This is a genomic window from Enterorhabdus sp. P55 (genome assembly GCF_009911695.1).
Classification (GTDB): domain Bacteria; phylum Actinomycetota; class Coriobacteriia; order Coriobacteriales; family Eggerthellaceae; genus Enterorhabdus.
In genome coordinates this window covers 1-19,214 of the sequence record NZ_QWKK01000043.1, presented here as the reverse complement: position 1 = coordinate 19,214, position 19,214 = coordinate 1, and the positions used below count along the sequence as shown (strand labels likewise).

At 71.3% G+C, this 19,214-nt stretch carries 16 protein-coding genes; all 16 read right to left on the bottom strand.

Annotated features, from left to right (window positions below):
- Positions 1 to 1,138 (bottom strand): MiaB/RimO family radical SAM methylthiotransferase (locus tag D1643_RS05895; protein WP_370520301.1); only part of this gene is annotated, 1,138 nt, incomplete at its 3' end.
- A gap of 155 nt (positions 1,139 to 1,293) precedes the next feature.
- Entirely contained in the window at positions 1,294 to 2,097 is an 804-nt protein-coding gene (locus D1643_RS05890) for a 16S rRNA (uracil(1498)-N(3))-methyltransferase (protein WP_160709590.1), read from the bottom strand.
- Between the two features lie 185 nt (positions 2,098 to 2,282).
- Positions 2,283 to 3,422 carry a molecular chaperone DnaJ gene (gene dnaJ, locus D1643_RS05885; protein ID WP_160709588.1) on the bottom strand — a complete coding sequence of 380 codons (1,140 nt, stop codon included), beginning with the start codon at positions 3,420 to 3,422 and terminating at the stop codon, positions 2,283 to 2,285.
- Between the two features lie 38 nt (positions 3,423 to 3,460).
- Complete coding sequence (gene hrcA / locus D1643_RS05880; protein ID WP_160709586.1) at positions 3,461 to 4,474, bottom strand: heat-inducible transcriptional repressor HrcA; 1,014 nt, start codon at positions 4,472 to 4,474, stop codon at positions 3,461 to 3,463.
- A gap of 1,780 nt (positions 4,475 to 6,254) precedes the next feature.
- Entirely contained in the window at positions 6,255 to 7,181 is a 927-nt protein-coding gene (locus D1643_RS05875; protein ID WP_236643411.1) for a prenyltransferase, read from the bottom strand.
- A gap of 206 nt (positions 7,182 to 7,387) precedes the next feature.
- On the bottom strand, positions 7,388 to 7,960 hold the full coding sequence (locus tag D1643_RS05870) for a hypothetical protein (protein ID WP_160709584.1): 573 nt from the start codon (positions 7,958 to 7,960) through the stop codon (positions 7,388 to 7,390).
- Positions 7,961 to 8,130: 170 nt separating this feature from the next.
- On the bottom strand, positions 8,131 to 9,075 hold the full coding sequence (gluQRS, locus tag D1643_RS05865) for a tRNA glutamyl-Q(34) synthetase GluQRS (protein ID WP_160709582.1): 945 nt from the start codon (positions 9,073 to 9,075) through the stop codon (positions 8,131 to 8,133).
- Between the two features lie 166 nt (positions 9,076 to 9,241).
- On the bottom strand, positions 9,242 to 10,588 hold the full coding sequence (locus D1643_RS05860) for a phenylacetate--CoA ligase family protein (protein ID WP_370520300.1): 1,347 nt from the start codon (positions 10,586 to 10,588) through the stop codon (positions 9,242 to 9,244).
- A 9-nt stretch (positions 10,589 to 10,597) separates the two neighbouring features.
- Positions 10,598 to 11,032, bottom strand: coding sequence for an amino acid-binding protein (locus D1643_RS05855; protein WP_160709580.1), 435 nt, complete (start codon positions 11,030 to 11,032; stop codon positions 10,598 to 10,600).
- Position 11,033: 1 nt separating this feature from the next.
- Positions 11,034 to 11,630 (bottom strand): indolepyruvate oxidoreductase subunit beta, encoded by a 597-nt coding sequence (locus D1643_RS05850; RefSeq protein WP_160709578.1) that lies wholly within the window; start codon positions 11,628 to 11,630, stop codon positions 11,034 to 11,036.
- Between the two features lie 9 nt (positions 11,631 to 11,639).
- Positions 11,640 to 13,367, bottom strand: coding sequence for a thiamine pyrophosphate-dependent enzyme (locus tag D1643_RS05845; protein WP_160709576.1), 1,728 nt, complete (start codon positions 13,365 to 13,367; stop codon positions 11,640 to 11,642).
- Positions 13,368 to 13,440: 73 nt separating this feature from the next.
- Entirely contained in the window at positions 13,441 to 13,881 is a 441-nt protein-coding gene (locus D1643_RS05840) for an FHA domain-containing protein (RefSeq protein WP_160709574.1), read from the bottom strand.
- A gap of 131 nt (positions 13,882 to 14,012) precedes the next feature.
- Positions 14,013 to 15,413 (bottom strand): D-alanyl-D-alanine carboxypeptidase family protein, encoded by a 1,401-nt coding sequence (locus D1643_RS05835; RefSeq protein WP_160709572.1) that lies wholly within the window; start codon positions 15,411 to 15,413, stop codon positions 14,013 to 14,015.
- Complete coding sequence (locus D1643_RS05830; RefSeq protein WP_160709570.1) at positions 15,403 to 15,825, bottom strand: amino acid-binding protein; 423 nt, start codon at positions 15,823 to 15,825, stop codon at positions 15,403 to 15,405. The genes D1643_RS05835 and D1643_RS05830 overlap by 11 nt, the downstream gene beginning before the upstream one ends.
- Entirely contained in the window at positions 15,825 to 17,132 is a 1,308-nt protein-coding gene (locus D1643_RS05825) for a phenylacetate--CoA ligase family protein (RefSeq protein WP_160709568.1), read from the bottom strand. Before D1643_RS05825 ends, D1643_RS05830 begins: the two co-directional genes overlap by 1 nt.
- A gap of 71 nt (positions 17,133 to 17,203) precedes the next feature.
- A partial coding sequence (locus tag D1643_RS05820; RefSeq protein WP_160709566.1) for a VanW family protein occupies positions 17,204 to 19,214 on the bottom strand: 2,011 nt, incomplete at its 5' end.

Below are 19,214 nucleotides of genomic sequence, written 5' to 3'. Positions count from 1 at the left end.
GGGCGCGGTCGGCGGCGCGCAGCTCGGCGGCGAGCATGCGCAGCTCGGCGGCGCGGCGGGCGCGAACCTCTGGCGGCACCTGGTCGGCGCGGTCGGCGGCAGGCGTGCCTGCGCGGCGCGAGTAGGGAAAGACGTGCACCTTGGAGAAGCCAGCCTCGCGCACCACGGCGCAGGTGGCGGCGAAGTCCTCGTCGGTCTCGCCCGGGAACCCCACGATGACGTCGGTGGAGAGCGCCAGCTGCGGCACGGCGGCGCGCAGCCGCCCCACGATCGCGAGGAAGCCCGCGGCGTCGTAGGGGCGCGCCATCTCCGCGAGCACGCGGCTGCTCCCCGCCTGGAGCGGCAGGTGCAGATGACGGCAGAGGCGGCCCTCGGCGCGGGCCAGCAGCTCGATGAGGTCGTCGCCCACATCCTGGGGCTCCACCGAGCCGATGCGCAGGCGGCAGGGCGGCTGGCCGGGGGCGTGCAGGCGGGCCGTGGCGTCGAGCAGGCGCTCGCAAAGGCCGGCCAGGGTGAGCCCCTCGTCAGCGTAGGAGCCCAGGTTGATGCCGGTGAGCACGATCTCGGGAATGCCCGCGCGGGCCAGGGCCACGACCTCGGCGGCCACCTCCTCGGCCGGCCGCGACCAGGCGGCGCCGCGGGCCACGTGCACGATGCAGTAGGTGCACGCGTTGTCGCAGCCGTCCTGCACCTTGATGCCCACGCGCACGCGCTGCCCAAGGGCACGGGAGGCGGAAGATGGCTCGGCTGCGGCGCGGGACGCGCCCGCAGGCGCGGCGCCAGCCGCAGGGGTGGCCGGCCCGCCGCTGCCCTCCGGGACGCCGGCGACGATGCGGGGAGCCTCCGACGCGTCGGGCCGGAGGGCCGACAGGCGCGCCTCCACCTGGGCCTTGGGCACCACCTCCACGCGCGCGTCGAGCGCCTCGAAGGCAGCGGGGTCGATGGCGGCGGCGCAGCCGGTCACCACCACCCGGGCGTGTGGCGCGGCGCGCAGGGCGTGGCGCACGGCCTTGCGGGTCTTCTTCTCAGCCTCGCCGGTGACGGTGCAGGTGTTCACCACCACGAGGTCGGCGCCAGCCTCGGGCCCCTCGGTCCAGCCGGCGGCGCGCAGGGTGCGCTCAAAAGCGTCAGACTCCACGCGGTTGACTTTGCAGCCCAGGTTCACGATAGCGAACCGCGGCGCCCGCTCAGCCCTGCCCACCGCAGCCTGCGCGCCCGAGGCGCCAGCGACCGCCTCACCCGACGGCCTCGCCCCCCCGTTCACCTCGGCGCCCTCAGGGCGCTCCCCCGCCGTCACGCCTGCCCCGCCCGTCCGCCCAGGGCGCCCAGCTCGTAGAGCACGAGCGCCGGCGCCACCACGCCGGCGGTCTCGGTGCGCAGGATGGACGGCCCCAGGCTCACCAGGCTCGCGCGCGGGTTGCACGCCAGCAACGCGTCCACCTCATCAGGGGTCAGGCCGCCCTCAGGCCCCACCACCACGGCCACGCGCGCGTCGGCGGCGGGCATCCGCAGCGTCTCGAGGGCGCCGTGCAGCGCATCGGCCAGCCGCGCCGTACCGGGAGCCTCCTCCCAGCACACGAGCACCGCCGTCGCTCCCGCGAGCGCCGCAGCCGCCTCGGCCAGCGTCACCGGCGCGCACACCTCGGGCACCCGCGGCTGACCCGACTGCATGGCCGCGCTCTTGGCCACGGCCTGCCAGCGCTCCACACGCGAGCGCGCCTTCCTCTCGTCCAGCCTCACCACGCTGCGCGCGCAGGCAAGCGGCAGGAACCCGGCCACGCCGAGCTCGGTGGCGTGGCGAATCACCTCGTCCATCTTGTCGCCCTTCGCCAGGCCCTGGACGAGCAGCACCTGCGGCCCCTCCTCCGGCGCGTCGAGGCGCCGCGCCACGCGCACCTCCAGCTGCCCGCCGTCAGAACGCACCACCTCGCACTCGAAGTAGTCGGACGCGGCGTCCACCACGGCCACGTGCTCGCCCGGCGCAAACCGCAGCACGCGCGCATGGCGGGCGTCGCCCTCCGCCAGGCGCAGCGGGAACACCGCCTCAGGCTCGGCAGCGATCACCTGGTCATCGAGGAAGAACCGGTGCAGGGACATGGGGCCTTCTTTCCGCAGGCCGCTGGCGTAAGGGCGCCGCGGCAGGTCGAGGGTGGGACAAAAGCGCCCCGATGCGCAACGCGGGCATCGGGGCGCGGGTTCGCAGGCGCGAGGCAGGGCGCCCTTAGCGCGCTCGCCGGCCCGAAAGGCTGCTCGCCGGCATCACCGCGCGCTGCGCGGCCAGCCTAGATGGCGTCGCGCAGCTTCTGGAGGAACGAGCGGTTATCGGCCACGTCCTCCCCCATCTCGGCGGCCAGCTCCTCGAGCAGCTCGCGCTCGCGCTTGGAGAGCTTCTTGGGGATGACGACGTCCACGTGGGCGAACAGATCGCCGCGCGCATCGCTGCGCAGACGCGGCATGCCGTGGCCCTTCACGCGGATGACCTGGCCGGCCTGGCACCCCTCGGGGATGCGCACCTCCACCTTCTCATCGGCCATGATGCCGTCGATCTCCACCTCGGCGCCGAGCGCCGCCTGAACCATGGGCACCGACACGCGGGCGTGCAGATCGTCCCCGTCGCGCTCGAAGAACTCATGGGGCTGGATGCGGCAGGTGACGATGAGATCGCCCGCCGGCGCGCCCTGGATGCCGGCCTCGCCGAACTCGCTCACCCGCAACTGCTGGCCGTCGCGGATCCCGGCGGGCACCTCCACGGTGACGCGCTGGCGGTCGGGCACGCGGCCCTGCCCCTCGCACTCGGGGCACGGGTTCTCGATGGTGGTGCCCATGCCATGGCAGCGGGGGCAGGTGGTGGCCGACTGCATGTCGCCGAGGAAGGTGTGCTGCACGGTGACCACGCGGCCTTGGCCGTTGCACTCGGGGCAGGTGACCTCCTCGCCATCCGGGCCGAGGCCCGTGCCGTCGCAGTCGGGGCACGGCGCCAGGCGATCGTAGACGATCTCCTTCTTCACGCCGGCTGCCACCTCATCCAAGGTGAGCCGCAGGCCCACGCCCATGTCGCGACCGTTCTTGCGCACCTGGCGTCCATCGCCGGCCGCGCCGCCGAAGAAGGTGGAGAAGATGTCGCCCATGCCGCCGAAGCCGGCGCCGAACAGGTCCTCCAGGTCCACGTAGCCGCCGCCGTAGCCGCCCGCACCTGCCGAGGCGGCGCCGGGGATGGTGCCGAAGCGGTCGTACTGGGCGCGCTTCTGCGCGTCGGAGAGCACGTCGTAGGCCTCGTTGAGCTCCTTGAACTGATCCTCAGCATCCGGCGCCTTGTTCACGTCGGGATGCAGCTCGCGCGCCTTGTGGCGGAACGCCTTCTTGATGTCGCTCTCCGACGCGTCACGGCTGACGCCGAGAATCTCGTACAAATCCTTGGCCATAGGACCGGTCTTTCCTTTCCTCGTAGGTCGCGCGCCGGCTACTCGTCCGAGAGCACGCGCTGCGCGGCGCGAACCGCGCGGATAACCAAGCTGTAGTCCATGCGGGTGGGGCCGATGACGGCCACCACCCCGGCGCCGTCGCCCCAGCCGTAGGGACTGGCCACCACCGACACGCCCGCCAGCGCCTCTGCGCCGTTCTCCCGCCCGATGCGCACCGCGCAGGGCGCGCACGAACCGTCGAGGGCGTCGTCGAACACGTGGAGGAGCACCGTGTCGTCCTCAAGCGCCGACATGATGGGCGCAAGGGCCTGGGCCTGGGCAAACTCCGGCTTGCGCAGAAGCGAGCTCACGCCCACGCGGTGCGCGCGCCCAAGACCGGACTCCTGGACGCAGGCAGCCACCTCCTCGAGCATCAGGCGCACGAGCGGGTCGGCGAGCGCCTCGGGCACCGCCTCGTGGGCGGCGGCACGGGCCTCGGCGAGCGAGCGGCCGGCGAGCAGGCGGTTCAGCAGCTCCTGGATGCGGGCGAGCGTATCGGGCGCGACCGCGTCGGCGAAGGACACCTGGCGGTTGGCCACCTGGCCGTCCTCGGCCACGAGCACGATGAGCGCGCGGTGGTCGGAGAGCGACACGAGCGACACCTGGCGGATGCGTGCGGCCATGAGCGAGGGGGCCACCACCACCGACAGGCAGTCGGTGAGCCGCGCGAGCGCCGCCGAGGTCTGCTCCATGAGCGCGTCGAGCTCGGTGGCGGTGGCGCGCAACTGGTCGACCACGTCCTGGTGCGGCGCCTCCTCCCAGGCCAGGCCGCCGGAGAGCAGGTCATCGACGAAGGCGCGGTAGCCCGCGTCGGTGGGAACGCGCCCAGCGGAGGTATGGGGCTGGGTGATGTAGCCGGCGTCCTCAAGCGCCGAGAGGTCGTTGCGCACGGTGGCGGGGCTTACGCCGAGGGCGTAGCGCTCGGTAAGGGTGCGCGACCCCACGGGCAGCGCACGGGCCACGTACTCCTCGATGAGGGCGCTCAGCACGCGCTGACGGCGGTCTGAGAGCATGGGGCCTCCTTCCCTTCGAGCGTTCTCTCACATCCACGAGGAAGTATTCTAGCAGCCGACGCCAGCGAGTGCTAACTTTCAACGTAAGCGCCACAAAGGAAGCCGGTGACGGGTGCCCGGCGCGCGCCCGTCACCCCTCCGCCAGCCCGAGCGCGCAGGTTTCGCCACGCGTTTCTGTCAAGAATAGAGGTTGTACGCCGCTCGCCATCGCGCCAAGAGGGATCCGCGCTGGAGCGCTCACTGTCTTCCCAGAAAAAAGCCGCGGATAACTTATCTGCGCCGCCATTTCGGACGCGAAAAGAGCGCATATCCTCGAATTTTGGCAGAAACAACGCACCCCGACGGCATGGGCACCCCATCACCTCGACGAAGCCAGCGCGCTCGGGCAACGCGCCGCCGAGAAACGGCGGCCCGCGGGGGACCATACGGGTTTCTGGCCAATTTCGCCACGCTTTACGCAGCGCTGAGGAGTCGCCGGCGAAACAGCACGGCTACGACCTGGGAAAACGCCGACCCCTCTACGCGGCGCAGCATCCTAAAGGCGTCTTCTTAGCGTAAAGCACGCCGAAATTGGCCAGAAACCCGCAGCAGGCCGACGGCGGGCGAAGGGACGCCCGAAGGCAACCGCCCGCTGGACATCAGGCGCCAGGCGCCATCCGGGCGGCGCTGCGCAGAAGTCGCCCACGAGGCGGCGGGCAGGTCACCCCAGGTGGCCAGCTGCAGCTGGTCTCCGCCTCGGGGCGGGGGCCCTGGTTCTGCCGCGGCAGCCCAGCCGGCTCCGCCCCATCCGGGCGCCACCCGGCCTCGGGCCGCCTGAAACTGATCGCCACCCAAGCGACCAGGGGGGGGGCATCTCGGCGCGATGGGCCCAACCGCCCGCAGGACGCACCCGAAACGGGCCACCCGGGGAAGCTACGGCTACCAGCTGCCCCCCAAGGCGTCCGCGGTGGAGAGGCCATCGACTCTCCGGACGCAGGCAGCTGGCCCCACCACCGGCGAGGGCGACCGAGCCACTGCGAAGACGCCACCCGGCTGGCCGCGCCAGGCAGGATCGCCTGGCTGGCGGGCGACGCACCCACCTGCGACAAGCAGAGGCGACCGGTTGGCGAACGGAGCGCCTCATCGCGGCGATTCGCCGCCATCCTCGGAATTTCTGGCCAATTTCGCCACGTTTTACGCACCCGTCGAGAGACACTGGCGTGGCCAGGCGACTGTGACCTGGGGGAACGCCGGCCTCCTGCGCCGCAGGGGCGGACGAGGGGCGCCCCGTTAGCGTAAAGCGTAGCGAAATTGGCCAGAAACCCGCATTCGCCCGACAAAGAACGCGGCGCGCCCCAGAACGCGCAGCCAGATCGCCAACAAGGCGTCGTCCGGTCAACCGAGACGAGGCCGCGCCCTGGACATAAGCAGCCGAAGCGAAAAGCGGCCGGGGCCACGGGCGCCGCCCGGCCGCAGAACCGCCTTCTGGGGACAACGCGCTGCTCAGCTGCCGGAGGCAGGGCCGCAGCCCGCCCGACCGCAAGCCGCCTCCCAGGGCAGCGCGGCGGCGCGACCGCCGAAGGCGAAGCAGCATCTCGCCCAGCCGCAGCAGAAAGGCCGCCCACCCGCCGAATCGCGACCTCCAGCTCAGCAGGACGCCCCAACCCGCCAGGGGGCAGGCACCCCCCCCGCGACAGGGCCGCCACAGCATGAGCGCGCAGGCGCAGAAGGCGCCGAGCGCACGCTGGGGCCGCGGCTCCGCCCCCGCCCGAGGGGGGGGCAAGCACCCGCCCGCGTTCCGCTACAGCATGAGCGCGCAGGCGTAGAAGGCGCCAAGCGCTACGTTGAGGCCGCAGATCTGCCCCATGGCGCCAACGCGCGCCGGCGGGGTCAGGGGGTTCTTGCGCATCCCCATCACGAGCGGGTAGGCAGCGGGCACCATGAACAGCACCACCACGAGTCCGCGCGGGAACCACACAGCCACGATGAGCGCGATGGCCGCCACCCACGCGTAGAGCAGCCCGTGGTAGAGGCGCCGCGCGCGCTCGCGCCCGAGCAGCACCGGCAAGGTCCGGCGCCCCGCCTCGACGTCCTTCTCGATGTCGCAGGTGTTGTTCGTCAGCATGATGAGCCCCACGCCGATGACGGTGGGCACGGCCCAGCCAAACGCCAGCCAGCTGAACTCGCCGGAGAGCACCTGGTAGCAGGCAAGCGGAATGAGCCCGCCCATCACCACGCCGCTCACGACCTCGCCGATGGGCAGGTAGGAGATGGGAGTCTTTCCGCCGGAGTAGAGCACCACCACCACGGCGGCCCCGGCGGCAATGGCGAGCGGGATCCACCCCGCCTGCGCGATGACGTAGGTGCCGAGCAGGAAGGCGGCGACCAGAAGGCCGATGGCCAGCGCAAGGGCCGCGCGTGGGCTCACGTCGTTGTAGACGAGCACCGCGTCGCTCTCCTCCACGTTGTCCTCGGCCGAGTCGGCGCCCTTCACGTAGTCGAAGTAGTCGTTGAAGGTGTTCACCGACGCCTGCATGAGAATGCAGATGACGAGCAGCACCGCCGCCATGAGCGGCGAGAAGCCCCCCTTCACGGCCGTCGTGGCGCCGGCGGCCACCATCACCGGCATGATGGCCGCCGGCCAGGTGTGGGGCGCGGCCAGCTGCCAGGCCATGCGGGGCGTGAGCGAGCGGCGCGCGGGGGCGGCGCCGGGTGCGGCAGGGGTCATCGGGTCACCTCGGATGCGAATCGAAAACGAGCACGGTGCCAGTATAAGGCCGGGAAGAAAAAGCCGCCCCGCGAAGGCGGGGCGGCCGGGGTGCGCTTGGCGGGAACGGCGTGGCCGCTCAGCGAAAGGCAGCGCGGTCGCGCATCGAAGGCGGAACCGCCTCCGGCAGGCGCCAGGCGCCAAGCACGCGGAACGAGCCAAACGACCTAGTTGGTCAGCATCGCCGTGGTGATCTCCTGCTCAGAGGCAGCATCCGGGGTCCAGGTGTTGCCGTTCTTGGTGAAGTTGATGGTGATCTGGTCGGTCTCGGCAACCTCGACGCCGGCCAGGGCGTCCATCACGGTCTGGCCGAGCAGCTGGTTCAGCTCGTCCTTGCTCATGGCCTGCAGGCGGGCGGTGTCGGAGGCCAGGTCGGTGGCAGCCTGCTGCACGGCAGAGTTGTAGGCGGTGAAGCTCTTGCAGGTCAGCGTGACCTTGGCGGTAGCCTTGTTGCCGTCGACGGTCACCTCGTCGATCTTGTAGTCGAAGCCGTCGAGGTAGGTCTTCATGAACTCGACGCCGTCGATGCCGTAGGTGGCCAGCTCGTCGACGTCCATGTCGGCAGCCATCTCGGTCATGAACGCGTCGTCCATGTTCTTGATCTGATCCAGCTCCTCGGTGAGGCTCTTGCGGATGACCTCCTCATCAGACGGGCCGCTGTTGCAGCCGGTCATGACGCCCAGCGTGAAGACGAGAAGCGCCGACGCGGAGACGGCGGCAAACACCTTCTTGAAGCTCATGGGCTCTTCCTTTCTGCTTATGTTCCCCTCCCGTGGGGATGCCTGAACTGACCTGCCCACCATAGACCAACATGCCTCGCTAGGCAACCGAAAGGGCACGTCAGAGCCGAGAAATGTTTGCGACTTGTCGTTTATGCGACGCAGGCGGGCGAAAGCGGGGCGCGCTAGCGTCAGCGCCAGAGAACCTGAATGGGGTCGGCGAAGGCGGCGGAGAGCGCGGCCGGGTCGAAGCCGGCCAGCAGCTGCTCGGGGGAGGCCGGCTCGCAGGTGGGGGCAAGCCCCGTGATGCCGGCGAGGTGGCCGACGACGGCCTCGGGCGTCCCGAAGCGGGCGATGAGCTCGTCGAGCGCCGCGTCGCGGTCGCGCTTGGAGAGGCGCCGCCCGGCCTCAGCCACGACGAGCGGCACATGGGCATAGGACGGCTCGGGCAGGCCGAGGAGGCGCTGGAGATGGATCTGCTGGGGCGTGGAGCACAGGAGGTCCACGCCGCGCACCACGCTCGTCACCCCCTGGGCCGCGTCGTCCACCACGACGGCCAGCTGATAGGCGAAGGCGCCGTCCGAGCGGCGCACGAGGAAGTCGCCGCACTCACGTGCGAGGTCCTGGGCGTAGTCGCCCTGCACGAGATCGTGGAAGGCCACCGTCTCATCGGGCACGCGCAGCCGCGTGGCCGGCGTGCGCCCGGCATCCCGCCGCGCGGCCCGCTCGACGGGCGAAAGGCCCCGGCACGTGCCCGGGTACACCGGCTTCTCGCCGCGATGGGGCGCCGAGGCGGCGTGCAGGTCGGCCCGCGTGCAGTAGCAGGGATAGAGCAGCCCGCGCGCGTCGAGTTGGTCAAGCGCGGCTTGATAGGCCTCGTCACGGTCGTGCTGGAAGTAGGGCCCGCGATCCCAGGTGAGCCCGAGGCGCTCGAAGTCGCGCTGCACGGCATCGACGAAGCCGGGCTTGGAGCGCTCGCGGTCGAGGTCCTCCACGCGCAGCACCACCTCGCCGCCCTGCGACTTGGCCACGAGCCACGCGCAGAGCGCGGCGAACACGTTGCCGGCATGCATCCGCCCCGTCGGCGAGGGCGCGAACCGCCCGACGACGGGAGGGGTATGCGAGGCTTCAGCCATGGAGGTCCTTTCGAAAGCCACCGGGAGGCCCTGCGCCCGCCCAACGGCGGCCGCGGCGAGGTTAAGCCAAAGCGTCCGCGAGACCTCGGCTCGCGGACGCGACGCGTCGAGCGAAGGCCGTCGCCGGGCGGGCGCCCGCCCGGCGACGGGTCAGGTACCGGCGACGCTACTTCCGTCGGTCGTCGACGTGCTTCGCCTTGCCGACGGCGCGCTCGATACCGCCCGGCTCCACGAGACGCACCACCGGGGTGACCAGCAGCACGTTGCGCAGGCGGTCGGTGACGTCACGCGTGAAGGCGCTCATCTCGTCGAAGGAGTCGCTGAACGCCTCCGGCTTGATCTCCACCTCCACGGTCATGCGGTCAAGCCCGCTGTCGTTGTCCACGATGATGCGGTAGTGCGGCGTGAGCGTGTCGATACGCCCGATCACGTCCTCCACCTGGCTCGGGAACACGTTGGTGCCGCGGATGATGAGCATGTCGTCGCTGCGGGAGCGCACCTTCTCCATGCGGGCGAGGGTGCGCCCGCAGGCGCACGGCTCGGTGATGACGCGCGTGAGGTCGTGGGTGCGGTAGCGCAGCACGGGGATGCCGCGCTTGTCGAGCGGCGTGAGCACGAGCTCGCCCATCTCGCCCTCGCCCACCGGCTCGCCGGTGGCGGGATCCACCACCTCCCAGAGGAAGTGGTCCTCGGCGATGTGCTGCTGGTCGCGGTGGGCCAAACACTCGCCGGAGACGCCCGGGCCCATGACCTCGGTGAGCCCGTAGTTGTCGGTGCAGGTGATGTGCATGCGCGACTCGATCTCGGCCTTGAGGTGCGGCGGGCACGGCTCGCCGCCGAAGAGGCCGCGCTCCAAGGTGGACGACGCCCAGTCGTAGCCGAGCCTCTCCCCCACCTCGCAGATGTGCATGGCATACGACGGCGTGGCGATGAGGGTGGTGGTGCCGTAGTCCTCGATCATCTGGATGTGGCGCTCGGTGTTGCCGGCGCCGGCGGGGATCATCATGCCGCCGATGCGCTGGATGCCGTAGTGCAGGCCGAAGCCGCCGGTGAACATGCCGTAGCCAAACGCCATCTGCACGCGGTCGGCCGCCGTCACGCCGGCCATCTGCGCCAGGCGCGCGATGCACTCGCTCCACACCTCCATGTCGGCGGCGGTGTAGCCCACCACGATGGGCTTGCCCGTGGTGCCCGACGAGGCGTGCATCTCCACGATCTCGTCCAGGGGCACGGCGAACATGCCGAAGGGGAACGTCTCGCGCAGCGCGGACTTGTCGGTGAAGGGCAGGCGCCGCACGTCGTCAAGGGTCTTGATGTCGGCTGGCGCGACGCCGAGGGCGTCCATCTGGTCGCGGTACCACGGCACGCGGGCATAGGTGTAGTCGACCTGCTCGATGAGCTTGGCCAGCTGGATGGCGCGGATGCGCTCGCGCGAGGTGCACTCCACCTCGGGCAGGTAGATGGGCAGCGCGGAGAAGTCTATCTCGTCGGCTGGGGGCATCGGGGTTCCCACGGCAACCTCCTACAGGGTGACGCCCGCCAGGGCGCAGCTCAGCTCTTCCTGGCCCACCAGGGCGATGTCCGCGTCAGCGAGGGCGGCCTCGGCGGCGGCGATGTCCTTCACGGACAGCGCGATGTAGGTAGACGCCAGCGAATAGCAGTAGACGACGTTGATGCCGTGGTCGGCGCAGACGGCCATGACGTGGCGCAGCTCGCCGGGGGTATCGTCCAGGCGTGCGCAGAGCACCTCGCTCGCCCGGGCCGCGGCGCCGCGCTCGGCGAGCAGCGCGAGGGCCTCATCGGGCTTGTCCACGATGAAGCGCACGATGCCGTACTCGCCGGTGTCGCCGGCGCAGAAGCCGCGCACCTGGATGCCGGCCTGGGCAAACGCGTCGAGCGTGCGCACGAGGTGGCCCGGGCGGCTCTCGACGAAGACGCTGATCTGGGTGATGCTCATGCTAGCGCTCCCCCTCCCTCTCGCAGACGAAGGCGCGCCCGGCCCGCAGGGCGGCCAGGTTCGCCTCGACGGTCTTGGCCGGCACGCGGGCGGCCACGGTGGACTCCCAGGCCTCAGCCGGAAAGTCGAGCCGCGCCGAGAGCGCGCCGAGCAGCACCACGTTGGAGGTCTTGGCATTGCCGGCCTCGCGCGCGATGGCGGCGGCCGGCACGAGCAGCGCGCCGGCGTCGAGCAGGTCCGCCCGCGCGCGGGCGGGCATGGCCGCCTTGCCCGTGAGCACCGGCAGCGGCTTGATGGCCTCGTCGTTGACGATGAGCGCGCCGCCCTCGGCGAGGAACGGCAGGTTGCGCAGGGCCTCGGTGGTCTCGAAGGACACGATCACGTCGGCCCGTCCCAGGTCGGACACCATCGAGCCCACCGACTCGCCCACGCGCACCACCGTGGTGACGGCGCCGCCGCGCTGGGCCATGCCGTGGATCTCGGACACCTTCACGTCAAGCCCGGCGGCAAGCGCCGCGTGGGCCAGCAGGTCGGCCGCCAGGATGGTGCCCTGGCCGCCCACGCCGCAGAGAAGGATGGTCTTGGTCGTATCGCCCATGGTTCCTCCTTAGTCCTGCGCGATGGCTTCGAAGCGACAGTACTGGGCGCACTGGCCGCAGCCGATGCAGAGCGCCGGGTCGATGGAGGCGAGCCCCGCCTCCGGATCGCGCGCGATGGCCGGGCAGCCGAGGGTGGCGCACACCCCGCAGCCGGTGCAGCGCGGCCCCACGCTGTAGACGGGCTTGCGCACGCGCTCGAGCAGCACGCAGGGCGCGCGGAAGATGATCACGGCAAGCTCAGGCGAGGCCACGGCGGCCTTGAGCGCGGCGCGCACCGCGGCCATGTCGTGCGGGTCGACCACCGACACGTCCTCCACCCCGATGGCGCGGATGACGCCCTCTAGGTCGAGCTCGCGGCTCGGGCGGTTCTGGAGCGTGACGCCGTTGAAGGGGTTGCCCTGGCGCCCGGTCATGGCCGTGGTGCGGTTGTCGAGGACGCACACGGTGCCGCCGCCGCGGTTGTAGACGGTGGAGATGAGCGAGCTCAGGCCCGAGTGGGCGAAGGTGGAATCCCCGATGACGGCCACCACGGGACGGTGCTCGGCGCCGGCCAGCGCCAGCTCGAAGCCATGGGCCATCGAGATCGACGCGCCCATGTCGACGCAGGTGTCCATGGCGGCCAGCGGCGGCAGCGCGCCTAAGGTGTAGCAGCCGATGTCGCCGGTCACGATGGCCTTCAGGCGCGTGAGCTCCTTGAACACGAGGCGATGCGGGCAGCCGGGGCAGAGCGCCGGCGGGCGGCCGGGCAAATCGGCGCGGGCGGGCGCGTGCGCCGGCTCGGGCAGCCCGAAGGCGGCGCGCACGAGCCCGGGCGAGAGCTCGCCGTCACGCGGCAGCGGCGCTGGGAACTCGGCCACCTCCACGCCGCAGGCGCGCACGGCGTCCGTCAGGTACCCGGAGGCCTCCTCCACCACGTAGAGGGCGTCCACCTCCGCGGCGAAGGCGCGCAGCTTGGCGGCAGGCAGCGGCCAGGTGACCCCGAGCTTCAGGATGGACGCATCGGGAAGCGCCTCGGCCACGTGCTGGTAGGCGGCGCCGGCGCAGACCACGCCCACCGCCGTCCCGCGGCGCTCCACCACGTTGTAGGGGCACTCCTCGGCCCAGGCCTCGAGCGCCGCGATGCGCTCAAGCTGCACGACGCGGCGCGGCTTGGCGAAGGCGGGCATCATCACCCACTTCTGCGGGCGGCTCTCGTAGGGCACGGGATCCGCCGCCACGCGCTCGCCCACCTCCACCGGCGTCTTGGTGTGCGACACGCGCACCGTCGAGCGCAGCATGAAGGGCACGTCGAAGCGCTCGGAGAGCGCAAAGGCGTCGCGGGCGAAGGCGCGGGCCTCGGCCGAGTCGGCCGGATCCATCATGGGCAGGTGCGCGGCGGCCGCGTAGTAGTGGGAGTCCTGCTCGTTCTGGGACGAGTACATCCCCGGGTCGTCGGCGGCGAGCACCACCATGCCGCCCCCCACGCCCGTGTAGGCCGCGGTGAACAGCGGGTCGGCGGCCACGTTCACGCCGACGTGCTTCATGGTGGCGAGCACCCGCGCACCGGCGGCCGACGCTCCCAGGCCCACCTCGACGGCCACCTTCTCGTTCACGCACCACTCGGCGTAGACGCCCTCCATGAGCGCGAACGCCTCGAGCGTCTCGGTCGAGGGCGTTCCGGGATAGGCCACGCCCACGGTGGCGCCGGCCTCCCAGGCGCCGCGCGCGATGGCCTCGTTGCCCGACAGCAGTTCCATCTGGCTTCCTCTCTCCACGCGGGCACGCCGCCCGCCTTTCCTCTCCTCGCGCGCCCGCGCGGGCACCGCGCCCCTAGGCCTCGTCGTAGCGCAGGCAGAACGACCCGATCTGGATGAGGTCGCCCGGCACGAGCACCTTGGCCTCCACGTTGGCGCCGTTGATCCACACCCCGTTGAAGGAGTTGTCGTCGCGGATGACGTAGGCGTCCCCCTCGCGTTCCACCGCGGCATGGCTGCGCGATACCGTCATGTCGTTGAGGAACACGGTGCACTGGGGACTGCGTCCGATGGTGACAGGCTCCTCGCCCAGCGCATACGACGCGCCCGCCTGGCGGCCGCGCAGCACGGTGAGCGCCGCGGCAGCCGGCGCGGCAGGCGCCGGCGCGGGGGCCTCGCCGGCCAGGTCGATGGGCTCGAAGCGCTGGGTGGTGCCGAGCAGCTTGAAGCCGCAGGCGCCGCAGACGGTCTCGCCGGGGGCGACGGGGGCGCCGCAGACGGGGCAGGTCTCGCTCATATCGTGCTCCTTCTCGTATCGTGAGGCGGCCGGCGATGGCGCCGGCCGCACAAGGTCCCAAGGATCAAAGCGCCGCGGCCGCGAAGGCCTGCGACGCCGCGCGGAGGGCCGGCTTAGCGCCGGCCGCCGCGCTACCGCTGCGTCTTGTCGAAGATGAGCGGAGTGACGTTAATGATAACCGACTCGGCCACGGTGCTCTCGCCTGCCAGCCCGCGCCAGAGGCGATCCCACCAAATGCCCACCCCCTCGAAGACGCCGGGGGCCTCCGCGTCGGCCGCGGCCACCACGTCTTGCATGGCCACTACCTCGTTGGCCTGGTAGAACGTGGCCCGGCCCAAGGTGTCGCCCGCCTTCACCGCGCCGTTCACGTCGAACAGCTCGAAGGACTGGCTCACGTTGCCGTCGGGCGCGAACACCTCCACGGCCGCGTCCGGATCGGCGAAGGTGGCCGGCACCGTCTTGTCGGGCCACGCGCCAAGCGCCACCTCGGCCACCACCGGCACCTCGCGCGACTCGCCGTCGCGCGTCATGGTCACCGTACGGTCGCTGTGGGCGAGCGGGTAGCTCACGCGGTTGTCGTAGACCCAGTTGTAGAGCGCCTCGGCGTCCTCGAAGCGCTGGTCCTCCGAGGTGGAGTGCAGCACGATGGCGTAGAGGTACTCGCCGCCGCGCTCGCAGGCGCCGGCAAACGACTGGCCGGCGGCCTCGGTGTAGCCGGTCTTGATGCCGCAGGCGCCCTCGTAGACGCCGATGAGCTTGTCGGTGGACTTGAGCACGACCGTGGCGGCCGTGCCGTCGGCCCGCGTCACGGGGATGGAGGCCTCGTCGACGGCCACGATGGCGCGGAAGGTCTCGTTTTCCATGGCATAGCGGCACATGATGGCCACGTCCCGCGCCGAGCAGTGCATGTCGGCGGCGTGGGAGCCGTTGTCGAGGCCGTGGGGGTTGGCGAACAGGGAGCCCTCCATGCCCAGCTCGGCCGCCTTGGCGTTCATGGCAGCCACGAAGGCCGCCTCGGCATCACCCGAGCCGAGCAAGGGCCCGAGCGTCTCGGCGATGGCGATGGCCGCGTCGTTGCCCGAGGGGATCATGAGCCCCTTGAGCGCCGACTCGAGCGTCATCGTGTCGCCGGCGAGCAGCCCCGCGCTCGACTCGCCCACCTGGGCGGCCTTGGCGCTCACCGTGACGGGCGTGTCGAGCGGCGCGCCGCTGTCGAGGGCCACGATGGCGGTCATCACCTTGGTGATGGAGGCGATGCGCGCCTGGGTGTCGGCGTCGCGCTCGAAGTAGACCGTGCCGTCCGAGGACAGCAGCACCGCGTAGTCGGCCGCCACGTTGGGGCAGAGCGCGGCGGGAAGCCCCCGCTGCTCCACCGTGCGACCCATGACCAGGTCGGTCTTGCGCACATCGGCCCAGGCGGCGCCCGGCGCGAGAAGGCCGCCGAACGCCAGGGCGGCGCCCAGGAGAAGGGCGCACGCCAGCTGGCGCATCCGCGCGCGGCCGGTGGCCTCGAAGGAGCGGCTAGGCTGCATAGATCTCCTCGGCGCGCACGACGGCGAACCCAGCGGCCGCCAGGCGCTCCTCGGCGTCGGTGCCCTCGATCTTCAGCACGTCGATGGCCCCATCCTCGCCGACGGAGTAGCAGTAGCCGTACTCGACGTTCATGCCGGCCTCGTCGCAGAACTCGAGCAGGCGCGCAAGCCCGCCCGGCTCGTTGGGCACGCGCACGGCGATGACCGGCGTGACGGCGGCGCGGTAGCCGGCGTCCACGAGGAGCGACGCGGCCTCGTCAGGACGGTCGCAGAAGATGCGCACCACGCCGAAGTCGGCCGTGTCGGCCAGGACGAGCGAGTGCATGTTGAAGCCGGCGTCGGCCAGCGTGCGGCACGCGGCCGCCAGGCGGCCGCGCTCGTTGGCGAGAAAGACGGTGAGCTGGGAAATCATTAGTTCTTCGCCTCCCTGAGGTCGATGACGCGCTTTGCCTTGCCCATGGAGCGCTCGATGGTCTTGGGCTCCACGATCTTGATCTCGACGGCCACCTGGAGGTTGCTCTTGAGCTCGGCGCCCAGGCGGGATTTGAGGTCCTCGATCTTGCGAACCTCGTCGATGGGGAACTCGGGCACCGTCTCCACCTGAAGCTCCACGCGGTCGAGCGGGCCCTTGTTGCTGAGGATGATCTGGTACTGCGTGGCAATCTCCGGGAACTCGGTGATGACCTGCTCGATCTGGGACGGGAACACGTTCACGCCGCGGATGATGAGCATGTCGTCGGTGCGGCCGCGCAGGTAGTCGATCTTGCGATGGGTGCGCCCGCACGCGCAGGGCTCGGAGATGATGCGCGTGACGTCGCGGGTGCGGTAGCGGATGAGCGGGCAGCACTCGCGCACGAGCGTGGTGATGACCAGCTCGCCCCACTCGCCGTCCGGCAGCACCTCGAGCGTCTCCGGGTCGACGATCTCGCAGTAGAACTGGTCCTCGGCCACGTGGATGCCGCCGCGCTCCTTGCACTCCATGGCCACGCCCGGGCCCATGATCTCAGAGAGGCCGTAGACGTCGCAGTACTGGACGCCGAGCTTCTCGGCGATCTCGTCCTTCATGTTCTGGGACGCCGGCTCCGCGCCGCAGATGACGGCGGAGATGGGGAACTCCGTGGCCGGGTCGTAGCCCATCTCGATGGCCGTGTCGGCGATGAGCAGGGCGTAGGAGGGCGTGCAGGCCAGGATGTCGGTCTTGCAGTCCTTCATCATCTGCACCTGGCGCTTGGTGTTGCCCGAGGAGGTGGGGATGACGGTGCAGCCCATGGCCTCGCCGCCGGCATGGGCCCCCAAACCGCCGGTGAACAGGCCGTAGCCGTAGGACACCTGGATGGTGGAGTCCTCCGATCCGCCCACCATGGCGATGCCGCGGGCGAAGCAGTCGCCCCAGTTGGCGAGGTCGGAGGCGGTGTGGCCGACCACGGTGGCCTGGCCCGTCGTGCCCGACGAGGCGTGGATGCGGGCGACGTCCTTGTTCTCGCGGGCGAACATCCCGAACGGGTAGGCGTCGCGCATGTCCTGCTTCACCACGAAGGGGAACCGCGCCAGGTCCTCCAGGCTCTCAAGGTCGTCGGGGCTCACCCCGGCGGCGTCGAAGCGCTCGCGGAACAGCGGCACGTTCTCGTAGGCGTTGCGCATGGACTCGCGCATGCGCGTGAGCTGCAGCGCGCGCAGCTCGTCGACCGGCATGGTCTCGATCTCAGGTTGGTAGTACATGGACCTTCCTTGCTCCTTGGGGTTGTCCTCTCTCACCAGGCACGGCATCCCCGTGCCAGAAGACGCTCCTGCTAGGACGCCGGCTGCTCCGCCGCCACGCCCTCGGGCGCATCGGGGCCCTTGACGACGACCTCGGTGATGGGGGCGTAGGTGGAGTAGAAGGCGTCTTGCCGGAGCACCTCCCCATTCTGCGCCTTCACCGTGCGGGTGACGGAATAGCGCTGCCCGTCGGAGCCAGCCGTCTTCACGTAGCTGGTGCCGGGGGCGAGCGAATCATCCCGCTCGGTGCGCGTGGAATGCTTCTTGCCCGGCGTCCACTCCCCCTCCTGGGTGGAGACGGCGTAGCCCGGGTCAACGCCGTATAGTGTAGCGGTTATGCTGTCGTCGGTGTAGGTGAGGCGCAGCAGAATGTCAGAAGAGGTGTCATTTCGCCACACGAGGTCGAGGTCGGGCCACGACACCGCCGCGTCGCGCCCAGCCGGGTAGCTGTCGATGTAGAGCGAGTGGTTGGTGCGCTTGTCGATGGGCAGGCCGCTGTCGTAGACGGCGTTGAAGATGGTGGTGGCCACCTGGCAGATGCCGCCGCCCACATCATCGGTGTACTCGTTGTCGATGATGGCGCCGGCGCCGAGAAAGCCGCGCTCGGCCGTGCGCTCGCCGGCGCGGTCGTTGAACGACCACGAGCCTCCGGCACCCACGACGCCGTCGTTCAAGATATCGCAGATCAGCTTGATGTTGTGGGTGCGGTTGGCCGTGGACTCGGTGTTGGTGAACCGCGTGGTGTAGGAGGACACCTCCTCCACCAGCCCGCAGGCCAACGCGTCATCGAGGCTGAGGGCGGCCGGCGCCGTGACGGCCTCGACGGGCACGGACAGGGCGTCGGCCGCCTGGTCCGGGGCTCCCTGGGAGCCCGGGGCGCCAGCCTGGCGCGCGGGCGCGAGGAGCGCGTCGTCGAGCACGGCGAGCGCGTCGTCTATCTGCGGAATGACCACGGTGCCGTCGGTGCCCACCGTGACCGCGCCGCCCTCGACGAGGAAGGTCACGGCCACCGGGTCGCCCGTGGCGGCGGCGTGGATCTTCTTCACGAGGGTGGCGCGCGCCCGGGCGGGATCCACCGTCACGACGAGGGCGGCGCCCGCGTCGGCCTCCTCCACCGCCACGTCGAGCCATGCGGCGGCCTCCTCGCGCGTCACGTCGTAGACGCGCTCCTCGTAGGTGAAGGTGAGCGGCCGCGCGAGGGCGGCGTTGAGCGCGTCGGCCGTGCCGCGGGCCTGGGCCTCGGTGGTGCGCGAGGGGGCATCCTCGGCGACGGCCACGAACTCGGCGTCGGCCACATCAGCGCGCAGGAGCGCCTCGTCGAGGGAGGCCGCGAGCGCGTCCCGGCTCACCAGGCGCCCGGCGCGCCCCTCCACGACGCGGGCCTGGCCGTCCTCCACCGCCACGGACCAGTCGGTGCGCGGCTCGCCGATCGTGGCGTCGAGGGACTGGCCGAGGGCCTCGAGCGCCGCGGCGTCGTAGGCGGCATGCACGGGGATGTCCCGTCCGGCCAGCCCGGCGCCCAGGCGCGCGCCGAGGCCGCCGTCCTCGCGGCCCACGGCAAGCGCCTCGGCCGCCAGCTCGGCGGCGGGCAGCGTGGCGCCGAGGGCCTCGGCGTCGGTCACCCACAGCTGCTTGGCCTGCTGGGCCTCCTCCACCGAGAGCTGCTCGGCCAGGGCCTCCTCCTGGAGGCGCTGCAGGTCCACGTCCACGGTATCGCAGGCCTCCTCGCTCGCGAAGATGACGACGCGCGTCCCGGCGAGGCGCTCGCCGTAGGCGCCCGCGATGGCCTGCTCGGCCTCGGCCTGGGTCATGCCGCCCACATCCACGCCGCCCACGGTCACGCCGCCGTACACGCGTCCTGCGGTGGCGACGCCGTCGGCCACGAGGACGACGGCCGCGGCCAAGGCGACGGCCAGGACGATGCGAGCCGCCTTCGAGCGGCCCATCAGGCCTGCCGCGGCACGCCCGACGCGCGCGGCCCCCTCAGCGACGAGCCCGGCCACGCCGAGGACCGCCTCGGCGGCGGCCGGCGCGGACGCGGGC